14 protein-coding genes and 2 tRNA genes are annotated in these 15651 nt (G+C 56.1%); 9 read left to right on the top strand and 7 right to left on the bottom strand.

Going from position 1 to position 15651, the window contains the following annotated elements; all coding sequences use genetic code 11:
• Positions 1–70: 70 nt before the first annotated feature.
• Together ACSAMP_RS14095 and ACSAMP_RS14090 are read left to right on the top strand one after the other, a co-directional pair.
• On the top strand, positions 71–1084 hold the full coding sequence (locus ACSAMP_RS14095) for a Fic family protein (RefSeq protein WP_457800869.1): 1014 nt from the start codon (positions 71–73) through the stop codon (positions 1082–1084).
• Between the two features lie 39 nt (positions 1085–1123).
• Positions 1124–2125: a helix-turn-helix transcriptional regulator gene (locus ACSAMP_RS14090; protein ID WP_457800868.1), complete on the top strand. Its 1002-nt coding sequence runs from the start codon at positions 1124–1126 to the stop codon at positions 2123–2125.
• 80 nt (positions 2126–2205) lie between these two features.
• On the opposite strand, the gene ACSAMP_RS14085 is transcribed toward ACSAMP_RS14090, so the two are convergent.
• On the bottom strand, positions 2206–3528 hold the full coding sequence (locus tag ACSAMP_RS14085; RefSeq protein WP_457800867.1) for an L-serine ammonia-lyase, iron-sulfur-dependent, subunit alpha: 1323 nt from the start codon (positions 3526–3528) through the stop codon (positions 2206–2208).
• A 258-nt stretch (positions 3529–3786) separates the two neighbouring features.
• Positions 3787–4350, bottom strand: a complete 564-nt coding sequence (locus tag ACSAMP_RS14080; RefSeq protein WP_441795392.1) for a helix-turn-helix domain-containing protein — start codon at positions 4348–4350, stop codon at positions 3787–3789.
• A 255-nt stretch (positions 4351–4605) separates the two neighbouring features.
• Between ACSAMP_RS14080 and ACSAMP_RS14075 the strand changes: the two genes are divergently transcribed.
• The 3 genes from ACSAMP_RS14075 to ACSAMP_RS14065 are packed head-to-tail and all read left to right on the top strand — an operon-like array spanning position 4606 to position 6976.
• A complete protein-coding gene (locus tag ACSAMP_RS14075) occupies positions 4606–4752 on the top strand; it encodes a hypothetical protein (protein WP_457800866.1) in 147 nt (48 codons plus the stop codon).
• A 39-nt stretch (positions 4753–4791) separates the two neighbouring features.
• On the top strand, positions 4792–5733 hold the full coding sequence (locus tag ACSAMP_RS14070) for a hypothetical protein (protein WP_457800865.1): 942 nt from the start codon (positions 4792–4794) through the stop codon (positions 5731–5733).
• 31 nt (positions 5734–5764) lie between these two features.
• Positions 5765–6976: an NAD/NADP octopine/nopaline dehydrogenase family protein gene (locus tag ACSAMP_RS14065; protein WP_441795395.1), complete on the top strand. Its 1212-nt coding sequence runs from the start codon at positions 5765–5767 to the stop codon at positions 6974–6976.
• Positions 6977–7030: 54 nt separating this feature from the next.
• On the opposite strand, the gene ACSAMP_RS14060 is transcribed toward ACSAMP_RS14065, so the two are convergent.
• Complete coding sequence (locus ACSAMP_RS14060) at positions 7031–7489, bottom strand: C-GCAxxG-C-C family protein (protein WP_441795396.1); 459 nt, start codon at positions 7487–7489, stop codon at positions 7031–7033.
• Positions 7490–7657: 168 nt separating this feature from the next.
• On the opposite strand from ACSAMP_RS14060, the gene ACSAMP_RS14055 reads away from it, so the two are divergent.
• Entirely contained in the window at positions 7658–8434 is a 777-nt protein-coding gene (locus ACSAMP_RS14055; RefSeq protein ID WP_457800864.1) for a hypothetical protein, read from the top strand.
• A 63-nt stretch (positions 8435–8497) separates the two neighbouring features.
• On the opposite strand, the gene ACSAMP_RS14050 is transcribed toward ACSAMP_RS14055, so the two are convergent.
• A complete protein-coding gene (locus tag ACSAMP_RS14050; RefSeq protein ID WP_457800863.1) occupies positions 8498–10015 on the bottom strand; it encodes a 4Fe-4S dicluster domain-containing protein in 1518 nt (505 codons plus the stop codon).
• A gap of 261 nt (positions 10016–10276) precedes the next feature.
• Here ACSAMP_RS14050 and ACSAMP_RS14045 point away from each other — a divergent pair, with 261 nt between their 5' ends.
• Together ACSAMP_RS14045 and ACSAMP_RS14040 are read left to right on the top strand one after the other, a co-directional pair.
• Positions 10277–11356: a hypothetical protein gene (locus tag ACSAMP_RS14045; RefSeq protein ID WP_457800862.1), complete on the top strand. Its 1080-nt coding sequence runs from the start codon at positions 10277–10279 to the stop codon at positions 11354–11356.
• 172 nt (positions 11357–11528) lie between these two features.
• Positions 11529–12608 (top strand): Fic family protein, encoded by a 1080-nt coding sequence (locus ACSAMP_RS14040; RefSeq protein WP_457800861.1) that lies wholly within the window; start codon positions 11529–11531, stop codon positions 12606–12608.
• Positions 12609–12740: 132 nt separating this feature from the next.
• Here ACSAMP_RS14040 and ACSAMP_RS14035 read toward each other — a convergent pair whose 3' ends face one another.
• The 3 genes from ACSAMP_RS14035 to ACSAMP_RS14025 all read right to left on the bottom strand — a co-directional run bounded on the left by ACSAMP_RS14035 (position 12741) and on the right by ACSAMP_RS14025 (position 14416).
• On the bottom strand, positions 12741–13931 hold the full coding sequence (locus ACSAMP_RS14035) for an IS256 family transposase (protein ID WP_457800860.1): 1191 nt from the start codon (positions 13929–13931) through the stop codon (positions 12741–12743).
• Positions 13932–14187: 256 nt separating this feature from the next.
• Positions 14188–14264: transfer RNA gene (locus ACSAMP_RS14030), tRNA-Arg, on the bottom strand.
• A gap of 75 nt (positions 14265–14339) precedes the next feature.
• Positions 14340–14416 (bottom strand) — tRNA-Arg (locus ACSAMP_RS14025).
• Between the two features lie 253 nt (positions 14417–14669).
• Between ACSAMP_RS14025 and ACSAMP_RS14020 the strand changes: the two genes are divergently transcribed.
• Positions 14670–15602 (top strand): hypothetical protein, encoded by a 933-nt coding sequence (locus tag ACSAMP_RS14020; RefSeq protein WP_457800859.1) that lies wholly within the window; start codon positions 14670–14672, stop codon positions 15600–15602.
• Positions 15603–15651 lie beyond the last annotated feature (49 nt).

The raw sequence follows: 15651 nt of genomic DNA, 5'->3' as shown, positions 1-15651 counted from the left end.
AGCGGAGCGGGGTGTGCTATAATCGGTTTATACCCTATTTCTTAAAAAAGGTCAATTTTGGAGAGAAGCCATGAGAAACAAAAAGCCGCCTTTTACGATCACCAATGCGATCATCAGCGATGTGGCCGACATTGCCGAGTTGGTGGGCAAGCTGTCCGGCGCGAATCAGCTTTCTGCCAACCCGACGCTGCGACGAACAAACCGCATCCGCACCATCCACGGCTCCCTAGCCATCGAGCAGAACACGCTGACGCTGGATCAGGTCACGGCGGTGCTGGACGGCAAGACGGTACTGGCTCCGCCAAAGGACATTGCTGAGGTCAAGAACGCCTACGAAATATACGAGCGTCTGGACGAGCTTGACCCCTATTCCGTGGATGATCTGCTTCTGACTCACGGCATCATGACCCGGGGACTGGTGGAGGAATCGGGAATGTTCCGCACCAGACCTGTGGGTGTGGTGGACCAAGAAGGTCGTGTGCTGCACTTTGGAACGCTCCCCCAGTACGTTCCAAATTTGGTGATGGAACTGCTGGAATGGGCCAAAACCAGCGACATACACATGCTGATCCGCAGCTGTGTATTTCACTATGAGCTGGAGTTGATCCACCCCTTTGCCGACGGCAATGGCCGTGTTGGGCGGCTCTGGCATACATTGCTGCTTTCTAAATGGAATCCTGTGTTTGCATGGCTGCCGGTCGAATCCATCATCCACGACCACCAGCAGGGATACTACGATGCCATCAACGCCAGCAACGATGCAGGCGAGTCCACCGCGTTCATCGAATTCATGCTCTCCGCCATCAAAGCATCGCTCATGGACGCCATCAATATGAGTGATAAAATGAGCGATGATATAAGCGATAGAAAAACGGATAAAGCCGCGACGCGTTGGAACAAGATTCAAGAGTACCTGAAAACCCACGACTATATTATGAACGCCGACGTGCGGGCACTGTGCGGCGTGTCAGCAGCAACGGCAAATCGGATCTTGATGGGGCTGGTGGCAAGGGGAAACCTTGTGAAATGCCGCGAAAATGGCCGCTGGGCATATCGAGCAACAGGTATGACCCAAAACAGATGAAATAACGGGCGTTGAGCCCACCCGAAGGAGGCGACCCCCATGCCACGTAGTTCCAATCAAAAGTTAAAGCTGCTGTATGTGATGGACTTTTTGCTGCGCTGTTCGGATGAGGAGCATCCGGTGACGGTGAATCAGATCATCGACTGTTTGGCGGAAAAAGATATTCCGGCAGAGCGCAAGAGCATCTATGACGATATCGAGGCCCTGCGGCTGTTTGGCCTGGACGTGATCCAGGTGAAGGGCGGCGGTGTCTATGGCTACTATGTGGGGGACCGGGACTTTCAGTTGCCCGAGCTGAAGCTGCTGGTGGACAGCGTCCAGTCCTCCAAGTTCATCACCCACAAGAAGACGGTCTCCCTCATCAAAAAGATCGAGAGCCTGGCCAGCGTCTATCAGGCCCGGCAGCTCAGCCGCCAGGTCTTTGTGGCCAACCGCATCAAGACCATGAACGAGTCCATCTATTATAACGTGGACGAGATCCACAGCGGCATCGCCCAGAACCGGCAGATCCGCTTCCGCTATTTTGACTATACCGTGGACAAGAAGCGCCGGTTCCGCCGGGAGGGGGACTTCTATCAGGTCAGCCCCTTCGCACTCACCTGGGACGACGAGAACTATTACATGGTAGCCTACGATTCCCAGGCGCAGGTCATCAAGCACTTCCGGGTGGACAAGATGGTGGACATCGCCGTGCTGGAGACGGAGCGGGACGGCAAGCAGGCCTATGAGGCCCTGGACATGGCCGTCTATGCCCGCAAAGTCTTCGGCATGTTCAGCGGCGACGAGCGGCGGGTACGCCTGCGCTTTGACAACCGCATGGTGGGGGCAGTGCTGGACCGGCTGGGCCGGGACGCGGTGCTGGTCCCCGACGGCCCGGACCACTTCACCGTCACCGCCGACGTGGTGGTCAGCCCCCAGTTTTTCGCCTGGGTCTTCGGCTTCCACACCCTGGCCCAGATCATCGGCCCCCAGGACGTGGTGGAAGAGATGCGGGAGTATCTGGCCCAGGTGGCGGAGATGTATCCTGCACAAGAGCAATAAACAATAAAACGAGCCCCCTGTCAGCTGTGTGTGACAGGGGGCTCGGTCATATCTTGACGGATGACGGAAACGGGGGAGGATCAGCAGATGGTCTTCTGCTCCTGCTTGATCTTCCAGACGAACTCGTCGGTGTGGCTCATGGTCTCCTTCTGGAGACGATAGATGTTGTCGATGGTGACGTCGGCAGACTCGTGGACAATGCCCTCGGTGGAGCCGGTGGCGATGCCCTGTTCGGCCAGCAGCATGGCGTGCAGCGTGGCGAACAGACCGGTGTAGGCCCGGAAGGCGCAGCTGGGCTTGGCGCCGTCGCAGATGATGCCAGCCTGGTTGCCGAGGCCGGTGCGGACGATGTCGTTCAGGACCTGGGCGGAATCGCCGCGGAGATAGGCCACGCCGCAGGCGGCGGCAGCGGGCGCCACACCACCGCAGTAGCACTCGGGGGACAGGTGGGCATACTCATTGGAACGGTAATCCAGATAGATGTTCATCAGGTTGGAGAGGGTGACGGCGCGGATGATCTTTTCCTCAGACTCCTTGCGCCACTTACCGGCAGCCATGGGGGCCATGGTGCAGATGATGCCCTGGTTTCCGCTGCCCGTGTTGCTCATGGCGGTGTAGCTGGTGCCGCCCATGCGCGCGTCCAGACCGGCGATGGTCCAGGCCAGGGTGTAGGTATACTCGTCCTTGGCGACCAAGCCCTTCTCCATGTTCTGGAGCAGGACGCGGCCACACTGCATGCCCAGGGGGTTGTCGATGCCGTCCTGGCAGATATCCTGGGTGAGCTTCATGGCATAGCGGATGTGGTCCAGCTCCGCCAGGTCCACCGTGTTGCAGAACTCCACGATGTTGGGGATGGTCAGGATGGACTTGTCCACGTTGTTCTTCTTCAGAGCCTCGGTGATGGGGTTGATGTCCCGGATGTCCAGCAGGACCTTGCCGTCGGCCTCGACATAGCAGATGCCGTTGTGTTCGTTCTGAAGGACGACGGTGGCGTTGTGCTCATCGGTGACGATGTTGGTGGACAGATAGATGGAGGGCACGTCCACCTCCAGGTCCTGGGTAAAGGCCCCGGCGGCCAGCAGCCTGTTGACCAGAGCTTCGGCCTTCTCCAGATCCTCGTCGGTGATCTTGGTCAGGACCTCCATGTCCATGTCGGGGTCACCGGCGACAACACCCATGGCGGTGGAGATAAAGCCGCCGTGTCTGCCGTGAGAGTTGGGGATCAGAACGGCCTGGACGCCGGTCACCATCAGGCCGGAGCCCTTCAGGTGGATCTCCTTGATCTCGCCGGGGGCGTGCTTGCGGGCCAGGGCGGCAGCCAGGGCGAAAGCCATTGGCTCGGTGCAGCCACAGGCGGGGATGAGCTCTTTTTCCAGAAGCTGTACGTAAATGTTCTTTGCCATAATCAACGAACTCCCTTTTCTAGTTTGCCGAGTGTCGGCTTGTTCATTGTTGCGGACTTACATTCGCTATAACGGACAACCAGCGTAAAAAAATAATTCCCTTACCTCGGCAACAGACTAGCACGTCTTGTAGAGATAGTCAATACACAATTTTCCTCGGCACGCGAAGTTTGTTCAAACGCCACAATTTCGGGAGAAGCAATTTGTGTACAATGATAACGAACTATCGTCCGATATGCAGGACGATTAAAATTTACCTCATTCGTAGCTGACGAGAGAACAGAAGTTTGCGTCCCGGTCCCCGTTGTTTACATAGCTGTGGGGCTTGGCGGCGTCGAAGGTGATGGTGCTGCCCGCCTCTACATGATAGGTCTTGGATTCGATCTCCAGATCGATGGCTCCCTCAAAGACGAAGATCAGCTCGCTGCGGCTGTTTTTGTGCCCGTCGGAGTGATAGGAGCAGCTGGGCTTATAGGTGCAGTAGAAAAACTCGTATCCCGTGACCGGGGAGAAGGGGACCATGCAATAGTTTTCGGCCAGGCCGGACTTGTCGCACAGGGGGGTCACGTCCGCGATCCGGCGGATATCGCACAGATGGGTGGGGGTGGTGTCCAACAGGGTGTCGAACTTGACCTTCAGGCCGTTGGATATCTTCCAGATGGTGGAGATGGTGGGGGTGGATTCAGATCGTTCGATCTGACTGAGCATGGTTTTGCTCACGCCGGTCATATTTGCGACCTCGCTGAGACTGAGCCCCATGCGGCCACGCAGGCGCTTGAGATTGTCGCCGATGCCGATAAATTCATCTTTTCCTTGGCTCATATGGTTCTACCTTTCCGTTTTATTGATCGATGGGTGTCTGGAATGCTGCAAAAGCAAGTGGATTTTTCTTGTGCTGCTTTGAGTTTAGCAAATTGCGCTAAAAGAATCAAGGAAAAATTTACTTGACATGTATAGTTTTTTGGCTTATGCTTTTGATACGCAATAACGGACATACGAACTTTATTTCGGACAACACAACGAAGGCGACCTTTCCTTACCCAAACCGCAAAGAAGAACATAACAGGGAGGTAAAGCATGGAAACCACGAAAAAAATGGGGATCGCGACCACGATCAACACGGCGGGCGCGATATTGGCATATCTCATCGGCGCTGGCTTTGCCAGCGGACAGGAGACGATGCAGTTCTTTTCCAACTGGGGCTCTGTGAGCGGCTGCTTCTAGATCGGCGTCATCTTCATCGTATTTCTGGCGCTGACCTATGTGGGCGTTTGTTATATTGGACGCACCCGCAACGCAGCGGACATCAAGGCCCTTTACGAGGTGGTAGGCGGCAAGGCAGGGGGCAAGCTCCTCAGCTTCTTTGTGTGGGCCTATAATCTCGGCTGCTATTTCTTTATGATCTCCGGCTTTGGCAACGTACTCAATCAGCAGTTTGGGCTGCCCCGCCCCATCGGCAACGCCATTGCGGTGATCCTCTCCGTGGGCACGGCGCTGCTGGGGCTGAAGAAGATGGTAGACATCATCGGCAAGATCGGGCCTGTTGTGGTTGGCTTTTCCCTGATCCTGGGCATCGTCTCCGCCTTTTGGACCTTCCCTCAGATCAAGGACAGCGTCGCCCTGTTAGAGAGCGGGGCCATCACGGTGAACCGGGCGGGACACAGCATCCTCCTCTCCGCTATCTCCTACACGGGCACCTGTATCCTGATCCCCATGGCCTATGTGGCCCAGTTGGGCCACGAGCTGAGTCCCTATCGGGAGAAGGACACCAGACGGATCATGATGCTCAGCACCCTGTCCTATGGCCTGTGCTGCATCCTGCTGGGGCTGAACTATCTGGGCAACATCGCCGAGTGCTCTGTGGCGGCGATCCCGAACCTGGTCCTGGCCAACCACCTGATCGGCGGCGCTGGCATCGTCTTCTCTGTGATCATTATGCTGGCGATCTACTCCACCATGTGCCCCATCCTGTGGACCTGTGCGTCTATGCTCTGGTCCAATGAAAAGTCCCTGCCCTACAGAGCGTTTATCGTGGCCTGCGGCGTGGTGGTATACTTTGTGGTCCTGTTTATTCCCTATGAGGCGCTGATCAACTACATCATGACCTATTTTGGCTATGCCGGGGCCCTGAGCGGCGCGGTCATTATCATCCGCTATTTTATGCTGAAGTCCCAGGACAAAAAGGCCGCCGCAGAGAAGGCTTGACGGCTGGAGACAAGACGAAAGGAGTTTCACTATGGCTGTAATTACTGTTATCGGTGCTGGCAACGGCGCCCACGCCCTGGCGGCGGACTGCAAGCTGGGCGGCGCTGAGGTGAGAATGTTCGAGTTTACCCGGTATAACAATAAAGTAAAGGGCATTTTGAACAGCCGCCGCATCCGCCTGGAAGGACTGGAGATGAACTATGAGCACTTCAAGCGGAGCGGGACCGCCGTGCTGGATATGGTGACCTATGACATGGCGGAGGCCGTCCACGGGGCGGACCACATCCTGATCTCGGTGCAGGCCCAGGGGTTCCAGCAGGTGTTTGAGGAGCTGGCCCCCCTGTTGGAGGACGGCCAGACGGTGAGCATTTTCCCGGACAACTTCGGCAGCCTGATCCTGCGGCGCATTATGAAGGAGAAGGGGATCAAGACACGGGTGATCGTCGCCGGATACGACTCCCTGGTATATGGCGCGCGGCTGGTGGAGTATAACAATTTGGAGACGGAGACGGACGTGGTCAACATCACCTATCGGGAGAACGAGATCCGGGTGGACACGCTGCCCTCCTGCGACTATGACGAGTATCTCAAGCGCTGCAAGGAGATCCCCGCCCTGGACGCCACGGAGCTGGTCCACGGCGACACCGCCCTGGATATCAGCATCTCTAACGTGAACCCCCTGCTGCACATCCCCAGCGTGGTGATGAACACCGGCGCGATAGAAAACTGGGGTCTTGTCCCCAATTTGGGTGCGCCCGACGTGTACTATGACATCTATGCCTTCGGCTGCTCCCCCGCCGTGGGCGAGGTGCAGTATGCCTATTACGAGGACCTGGTAAAGATCACAAAGGCCTTTGGTGTTGGCATCTGCCCGGTGGAGAAGGACGCGCTGGTGTCCTCCCGCATGGGGCTGATCGGACAGTTCTTCTATGGCCCGGATTTCAGACTTCCCTTCACCGAGCCGCTGGATCTGAACACCTGGCTGCCCGCCCCTGTGGGTGCGCGGTTCGAGCTGAAGTCCCGCTATATCACCGAGGATGTACCGGTGGGCTGCGTGACCGCCATCAACTTTGCAAAGCTGTTCCAGCTGGACACGCCGGTCCTCCACGCTATGACGGGACTGAGCAACATCATGATGAAGACGGATTATTATCAGCAGGGCTACACCATGAAGGACCTGGGTCTGGATGGCATGAGTCCGGCGGAAATGGTCGCGTATATGCGCACGGGAGAGACACGATAACACACAGACATGAAAAAAGAGCCGGTCCCGGCTCTTTTTTCATGCTAAGATTCATCAGCCCTCGTCCAGCAGCTCCTCGGTGAGGGCACAGGCATAGTTGACGGCCCGGGTGCAGATGGTCTCATACAGATTCTGCTCTTTGATGACCGCCAGCTCCTCCGGGCGGCAGTTGTGCAGGCCGCCCAGCATATCGCAGCAGTTCAGGCTGCCGAATTTCTCGATGAACCGTTTGTTGAACGCTTCCCGTTTCCCCTTGGCGTAGTTCAGCTTGTCCACATCACCGGCCTGGTCGTTGGCAAATTTATAGCCCAGGGCCATGTAAGCGCCGGTGACGCAGCCGCAGGTCTCGGAGCGGCCCATCCCGCCGCCGATGAGCGCCGCGATCCGGCGCGCCTCCTCCCGGTTAAAACCGAGCTTTGGGGCCATGGTACCAAATACGCACATGGCGCAGTTGATCCCGTCGTCAAAGCCTTTGAGCATTTCCTTGGGGTCGATGTAAATTCTTTCTTCCATAGCGAGCGCTCCTTCACCTGTATTGATGCAGCGTACTGCACAAACACATTATAAGTCCGCTATATGGGAATAGTAAATATAAATATCCGTTAAAACGGAAAATGAACGCTTGATTCCAACCGGGCATATGGTATACTTATGATAAAAGAGCGGTTGGGAGGTTTTTAGATGAGACGAAGATCGTGTAAACTGCTTTCTGCGGCGGCCCTGTTCCTGCTCCTTGCAGGCTGCGCGGCAAAGCCGGGGCCATCCGCGCAGCTGGATGCTCTGACCGATGCCGACCTCCAGCTGAGTGACGCGGCACGGCTCCGCGCTGCGCCGGAGTTTCTCACGGAGGAGCAGCAGACCCTTTACCGGCGGGCCTTTGCCCTCTACAGCGCCATGTTCGACGGGGAGACCACCGGCATTGATGACGCCTTTCCCGCCCAAGACGGTCAAACAGAGCATGACGAGTACACGCCGGACGGCTCCGACTGCACCTACGTCAGCTCCAACAGCCGTTGGCGGTCCTGGGCCGACTTTGACCGGGTCGTCCACGGGCTGTTTACCGATGCGCTCTGGTCTGCCTGCAACGACAGCGGCAACGGGCCGATCTACATGGAGTACGATGGTCGGCTCTTCATCCTGGACTGCGCCTATGGAGACCAGTATTACAATGACAACATTCCCGACGAATTCGCGCTGACCGCACAGACGGACCAGCGGATCGACTTTACGGTGACGGCGCACTACTCCTACCCCTATCCCCGCCGGGACGAGACTGAGGAGGAGCGGGACAGGCGGCTGGAGACGCGCTATGAGTACACGCGCACCTATCCGGTCACGCTGGTCAACACCGACGCAGGCTGGCGCTTCGACGCGTTCACCACGCCCAACCAGGCGGACATGCGGCTCATTGGAGCGTGGGACGGCGTGGAAGAGACTGATTTTTATGGCGAAACATAATAAAAAGGACGGTTCCCATGATTTTTCAAATCACAGGAACCGTCCCTCTTTGTATATCAGTATTTACTTAGCAGGTGCGGCTTCAGGCTTTGCGGGGGCTTTCGCGGCGGGCTTAGCCTCGGCTTTGGGGGCCTCCGTCTTGGCAGCTTCCTGCTTGGGCTGCTCGCCCCGGCTGGCGGCCACGGCCTGGAGGATGGTGCGGCCATCGGCCTGCTTGGCGTGCTTCTCCACATCCATGCGGTTGCGGGGGCTGCGGACCAGGCAGCCGGCACCCTGGACACAGCCGCCGTCGCAGGCCATGCCCTCGATGAAGTTGCCCTCCAGCTTGCCCAGCTTCAGCTTCAGCAGGGCCATCTCGCACTCGGCGATGCCGCTGCAAGGTACGGGCTTCAAGTCGAAGTCCACGCCCTTCTCCTTCATCACCTGGGCCACGGCCTGGGTCACGCCGCCGCTGCGGGCGAAGTTCCGGCCAAAGGGGCTGGCCTCGTCCAGGGGGGCCTCCTCCAGCTGGGTCAGGTCGATGTCCTTGGACTCGAACAGGGCATACAGCTCCTCATAGGTCAGTACGCAGTCGATGGCGTTCATGGTGCGGCCCAGCTGGAACTCCTTCTTTTTGGCCACGCAGGGCCCGATGAAGATGACCTTGGCGTCGGGCTCCTTCTCCTTGAGATACAGGCCGATCATCACCATGGGGGAGGGGGTGTGGGAGATGTACTTGTCCAGCTGGGGGTACTTCTTCTTCACATAGCCCACAAAGCCCGGGCAGCAGGAGGAGGTGAGAATGCCCTTCTCCGCCAGCTCGTCAGACTCCCGGTCTGCCACCATGTCGGCGCCCAGGGCCACCTCGGCCACGCCGGAGAAGCCCAGAGCCTTCAGTCCGGCCACCACCTGGCCATATTTGGCGGGGGCGAACTGCCCGGCGATGGAGGGGGCGATGACGGCGTAGGTCTTATAGCCCCAGTGCTCGCTGCCCCGCAGCATCTGGATGGCGTCCATGATCCAGGACTTGTCCTGAATGGCCCCGAAGGGGCACTGATAGACGCAGTTGCCGCAGGAGATGCACTTGTTGATGTCGATGGACGCCTTCTTGTCCGGGCCCATGGAAATGGCCCCGGCGGGGCAGCCCTTTTCACAGGGGCGCTGGGTCTTGACGATGGCGCTGTACTGGCAGGCGTTGACGCAGCGGCCGCAGGTGACGCACTTGTTGTGGTCGATGTGGGCCCGGTGGTTCACGATGGAGATGGCGTCCTTGGGGCAGGCGTGGACGCAGCGGGTGGCCAGACAGCCGCGGCAGGAGTCACCCACGGTGATCTCGGTGACGGGGCACTCGTCACAGGCGATGGGCAGCACCTCCACCACGCAGGGGTTGGCCTTGTCGCCGCCCATGGCCAGCTTCACCCGGCTGTTGATGATGGCCCGCTCCTTATAGATGCAGCAGCGCAGGCTGGCCCCGGGGCCGGGGATGATCTTTTCGGGGATATCCAAAATTCCGGTCTGGGTGCGGTCTTCCCAAGTCAGGCGGGAGACCTCCGTCAGGACAGAAGTTTTCAGCTCCTGGATCTTTGTCTCAAAATTACGCATACAAGCTCTTTCCTCCAACTTTTCCCCGTGCTTTCCATGGTTTCGTGATACGAAATTGCAAGTTTGCACGGGCTCCCTTTCGTTGTGCAAGTTTTCCTTCATTTATCGCCCTATTCTACCCTAGTCCCTTTTTCTTGTCAATGGATATATTCACGATTTTTCGACCATTTTTGCCCGTTTTTCCCACATAAAATGGCCGCACTGGCGGGGAAAGGGCGGCATAGGCTGGTCTGTCATCTGAAAGAAACGGAGGCAGAGCCAATGGACGAACATCGCGTGCAATATTTTTTGGGAGCCAATGCCCCGGACGGGTTCTATTCTCTGTATCCCCAGCTCATCGACTTAGAGCGGGCCCGGGCCGTCTACATCTTAAAGGGCGGGCCGGGCTGCGGCAAGTCCACCCTGATGCGCCGGGTAGGGGAGCGGATGGAGCAGGCGGGGCTGGAGACGGAGTACATCCTGTGCTCCGGGGACCCGGACTCCCTGGACGGCTTAGTTTTGCCCCAGCTGGGGGTGGCTATTGTGGACGGCACGGCACCCCACGTGGTGGAGGCCAAGTATCCGGCAGTAGTGGAGCGGTATGTGAACCTGGGCCGGAGCTATGACGCCGCCGGGTTACAGGACGTGCGGGAGGAGATCATGGGGGCCATGGAGGGCTATCCCGCCTGTTACCAGCGGGCCTATCGCTGTCTGGGGGCTGCGGAGCGGCTGCGGGAGGATATGCGCTCGGCCCTGCTCACCGACGCGGCGGGGGAGAAGCTGGCCCGCCGGGCCCGGGGCATCATGGCCCGGGAGCTGCGGCCCCGGTCCGGGGGACAGAAGGGCAGGGTGAAGCAGCGCTTTTTGGGGGCGGTGACCCACAAGGGGGTGCTGTGTCTCTATGACACCGCCTTCGCCCAGTGCGGGCGGGTGTATGAGCTCTCTGACCGGGACGGCCTGGCCCACGAGCTGCTCATCCATCTGCTGGCCGGGGCGGTGGAGGGGGGCTATGACGCGGTGGTCTGCCCCGACCCCATGGCCCCCAACCGTCTGGCCCATCTGCTGGTGCCCCAGCGGGGGCTGGCCTTTGTCAGCACTGCGGGGGAGACACCCCTGACCCGGCCTGCGGACCGGCGCATCCACCTGGACGGGGCGGCGGAGGGGGACGTCCTCCGCCGGGACCGCCCCCGGCTGCGCTTTGCCAGAAAGGTCTCCGCCGCCCTGATGGGCGAGGCCGTGGCCAGCCTGTCCCAGGCCAAAGCCATGCACGACAGACTGGAGGCCCTGTATAACCCCTATGTGGACTTTGACCTGGTGGAGGAGACCGCCCGACAGATCGGGGACGAGATCTTGAACGGATAACAGAAAGCCCCCAGCAGCGCCGCGAGGTCACGCGGTGCTGCTGGGGGCGGGTGTTTAGGAAAAATATGCCGGTCATCACAATTAGTCCAACGACGTTGACAATAGGTCCAAAAGTGGGTATACTTTGGACTAATTAGAAGTTGGTTGGACAAATCGATCTGGGGAGGGCGTCATGAGAAATTTTGACTATACCAAATTGGCACAGCAGAAGTGGGACGCAGAGATACTCTCCTATGTGGCAAAGATACACGAGTATAAGGGACGGCAAGACCTGTATGTCCGACAGAAGCCGGTGGAATTAAGCCGTTTGGTAGAGGTTGCCCGTATCCAGAGCACAGAGGCTTCCAATAAGATCGAGGGCATTGTGACCACCAGCACCCGGATGAAACAGTTGGTGTCGGACAAAACGACACCACGCAACCGGGACGAAAGAGAGATCATGGGCTATCGGGATGTACTGAATACGATCCACGAAAGCCATGCGTTTATCCCTCTGCGCCCTGCTTACATTTTGCAGATCCACCGTGATCTGCTTAAGCGCACGGGCCTTTCCTATGGCGGGAGTTTTAAAAATGTGCAGAACTATATCAATGAGACCAGACCGGATGGATCTCAGGTCACGCGATTTACACCGGTGGCGCCCCATGAAACGCCTGCGGCGATAGAGGCCATTTGCAGCAGCTATGCCCGCGCCTTGGCGTTAGAAGTCATTGATCCGTTGATCCTGATCCCGGCCTTTATCTGCGACTTTCTCTGTATCCATCCGTTTAATGATGGAAACGGACGTATGAGCCGCCTGCTGACGTTGCTGCTTCTTTATCAAAATGGGTTTGAAGTAGGCAAATATATCAGCGTAGAGAAGGAAATCGAAAAGACAAAGGACGTATACTATGATGTCTTGGAGGGAGCGGACTTTGGCTGGCATGAGGAGAAGAACGACTATACGCCATTTATCCGCTATATGCTGCAAGTGATCCTTTCTTGTTATGTGGAGTTTGAAGAGCGGGTGGGCTTGATGCAGAGCAGCGGCACGAAAAGCACCGCTTATGATGTGGTCAAGGCGTATGCGGATGCCAAGGTCGGGAAATTTACCAGCGCGGAGGCAGTCGCGGGCTGCCCCAGCGCCAGCCGCTCCTCGATCTTTGCTGCACTGAAGAAGTTGACGGATGAGGGCTATCTGACCCGCTTGAAGTCAGGGCGAAGTGTCGCCTATGTTCGCTCACAGGCTCTTTCTGTCGGCACCATATTTTGATTTTTTAACGAAAAGGACAGTCTGATGATTTGTCGGTCTGTCCTTTAAAATTATCTGATTATAGTGTCCGATGTCCGTGGGTCCCGTCAAGATTTATGCGCAAAATTGTTTGCAGGCTCCGGCTGAGTGAAGTCAGCCGGCAATAGAGGCGTCATCCAGAGCCGCCTCCAGGTGCTTCATATTCATGTATTTCTTGCAGCCCCACTGGGTACCTGCCACATGGCGAAGGCGGGCACAGACCAGCATCAGGGCGGAGTTGCCGTCAGGGAACGTCCCCACCACGCGGGTTCGGCGGCGGATCTCACGGTTCAGCCGCTCGATCACGTTGTTGGTACGGATGCGCGTCCAATGCTCGCTGGGAAAGTCACAATAGGTCAGCGTTTCCTCAATGCCGTCCTCGACTTTCTTGGCGGCCTCCTTCAGCTTCATGGCGCGCAGCTCGGCGACCACGGCTTTTGCCTTCTCGCGGGAGGCCTTTTTGCTCTCCTGGGCGTGGATCGCCTTGAGCATTTTCGCTACAATTTTGACCTTGGATTTGGGCACAACAGAGAAAACATTGCGGTAGAAATGCACCGTGCAGCGTTGATATTTGGCGTCCGGGAACACCTCGCCCACGGCCTCTAACATACCCAGACACTTGTCCCCGACGATGAGCTTCACGCCGTCCAGTCCGCGTCCACGAAGCCACTGGAAGAAACTGACCCAACTGGCCTTGTCCTCTTTCATGCCCTCGGCAGCGCCTAAAACCTCACGAAAACCGTCCTCATTCACGGCGATCGCCACCAAAACAGCAACATTTTCGTACTCTCCGCCCCAGTTGCGGCGCAGGTAGATACCGTCCACGTAGACGTATGGATAGTGCCCGCCCTGCAATGGGCGGTTGCGCCAGTCCTCGATGTGAACGTAGGCTTTCTTGTTCAGCTCGCTGATGGTGGCGGGCGAAACCTTGCTGCCCCACAGTGCCTCCGTGATGTCCTCCACACGGCGCACGGAGACGCCTGCCAGATACATCTCAATGAGCGCCTCCTCCACGCTGCTTTCCCGGCGGCGATACCGCTCGATGATGGCAGTCTCGAAGGATACGCCCTTGAGCCGGGGCATGTGGAGCGTGACGTCGCCAGAGGTCGTGGTAAGGTTCCTGTCGTAGTGACCGCTGCGGTAGCCCTGACGGGCCTCGCTGCGCTCGTAGCGGGCCGCCTGCGTCAGCGACTCCGCCTCCTTTTCCAGCAGTTCGTTCAGGGTTTCTTCTACACTTCCTCGAACTAATTCTTTGAGCTGCCCCTTGATAATTTCCTCATTCAGCTGTACAATTTTCTCGGACATAGTTTGCTGTCTCCTTTCGAATGTTTGTGTGGTAACTTCATTCTACCAGAGCCTGCAAGCTATGTCTTCTTTTATGCTTTTTCCAATTTGCGCAAGTTATTGTACATTATCTGTCCGTGGAAAGCTCGCCCTTTTCGTATGCAATAGCTTCTTCCAAACCCAATTTGATTTTAGCAAAGGTGCTCATGTCAATTTCTCCTCAAGAAAGAACAAATATTAAAAAAGTCGTTGCAAACCATGTAAAGTTCGCAACGACTGGTACGGCTGAAGGGATTCGAACCCCCGACCTACTGGTTCGTAGCCAGTCACTCTATCCAACTGAGCTACAGCCGCATATTTGATTTTACACAGTTCAGAGAGAGGGAAGGGTGGAAACAAAGAAGCTCCATGCAGGACATGGAGCTTCTTTGGTACGGCTGAAGGGATTCGAACCCCCGACCTACTGGTTCGTAGCCAGTCACTCTATCCAACTGAGCTACAGCCGCATTTCCCGCGCTTCACGCAACACTCTGTCGAGCGCTACGCTAGTATAACACAGGAAAAATAGAAATGCAAGAGGGAATTTTCGATTTTTTGAAAAAATTTTGGGGGTATGGTTGCCGATGATATATTACACGTGCAAAAAGATAAATATATAAATTTTTCTTAAAATTACACAATATTTTGTTATAATTTACTAAAGGAAGCCGCGCGCGGTTTTCCTATACAAACCAGCCGGTCATATGAGGAGGTAATTTTATGAAGAAAACCGTATCCCTGATACTCTGTTTAGCTATGATTTTCACGCTTTCACCCGTTACAGTTGCCGCAGAAAGGGACATTTCGCAAACGGCACCTGGAATCAATGGCATCATCGTTTTCAAAGAAATTGGCTCAACTGGTTCTGCTGCAACCCGCAGCAACGATACCGCAACAGTTACAGTATCATATAAAGATAACGGAAATCGTTCATACACCATCTACCAATACAATGACGATACGCTTATCGAAGAACACACCTCAATAGCTGGAAGCGGTATCGTTAATCACAAATTCTATAACGATGATGGTACCGTTACAACCGAGGAGGAAATCGTTCAAAACGACACAGAAACGATGGTCAGTCCACTTGTCAACAATGATCCCTACTCTGGTCTTAGTGCAAGCGCAAGCAAACGTACTCTTGGTTATATGCATTATCGTAGTGTAGGGACAGAAGAAATTTTTTCAATTAACTGTTATGTCATTGATGAACAACATATAAATCAACCTTATACTTTTTACAAAGACACTGCAAAAACATTGTCCAACTGGATTTCAACACTGATTTCCATTTGGGCGTTCTATGCAAACCCAGCGGACTTGATGACTGACGTAGTAAGTGGTTTAGGTGCATATGGAATATTAAGCGGTTCCCTTACTGGTGTTCTAACGGTTGCAATAACAAAAACTGTTAGATGCACATATTACAACCAGGAACTTCATGGAGACCCAACCCAACCGATAGGCAGAGGAAAGCACGGCCGTCTTGATGGAACATATTGCTACCTTGATATTTCTGGAAATTCTGATCCGAAGACAGAAGGATATACTGTTCAAGATTGGGGAAAATCTTCAATGGGACGGTGGATGATGTATAAAGTTTTTGGAATGGATGTGTTTCCTACATCTTGGACAAACACTAATCACTGATCTTAGATAGATATGAAAAAGCAGTGGCGTTTCGCTACTGCTTTTTTAT

This window comes from Flintibacter sp. SJQ-8 (genome assembly GCF_054108085.1).
The sequence above is the reverse complement of the archived record's forward strand: the minus strand, read 5'-3'. Positions and strand labels throughout refer to the sequence as shown.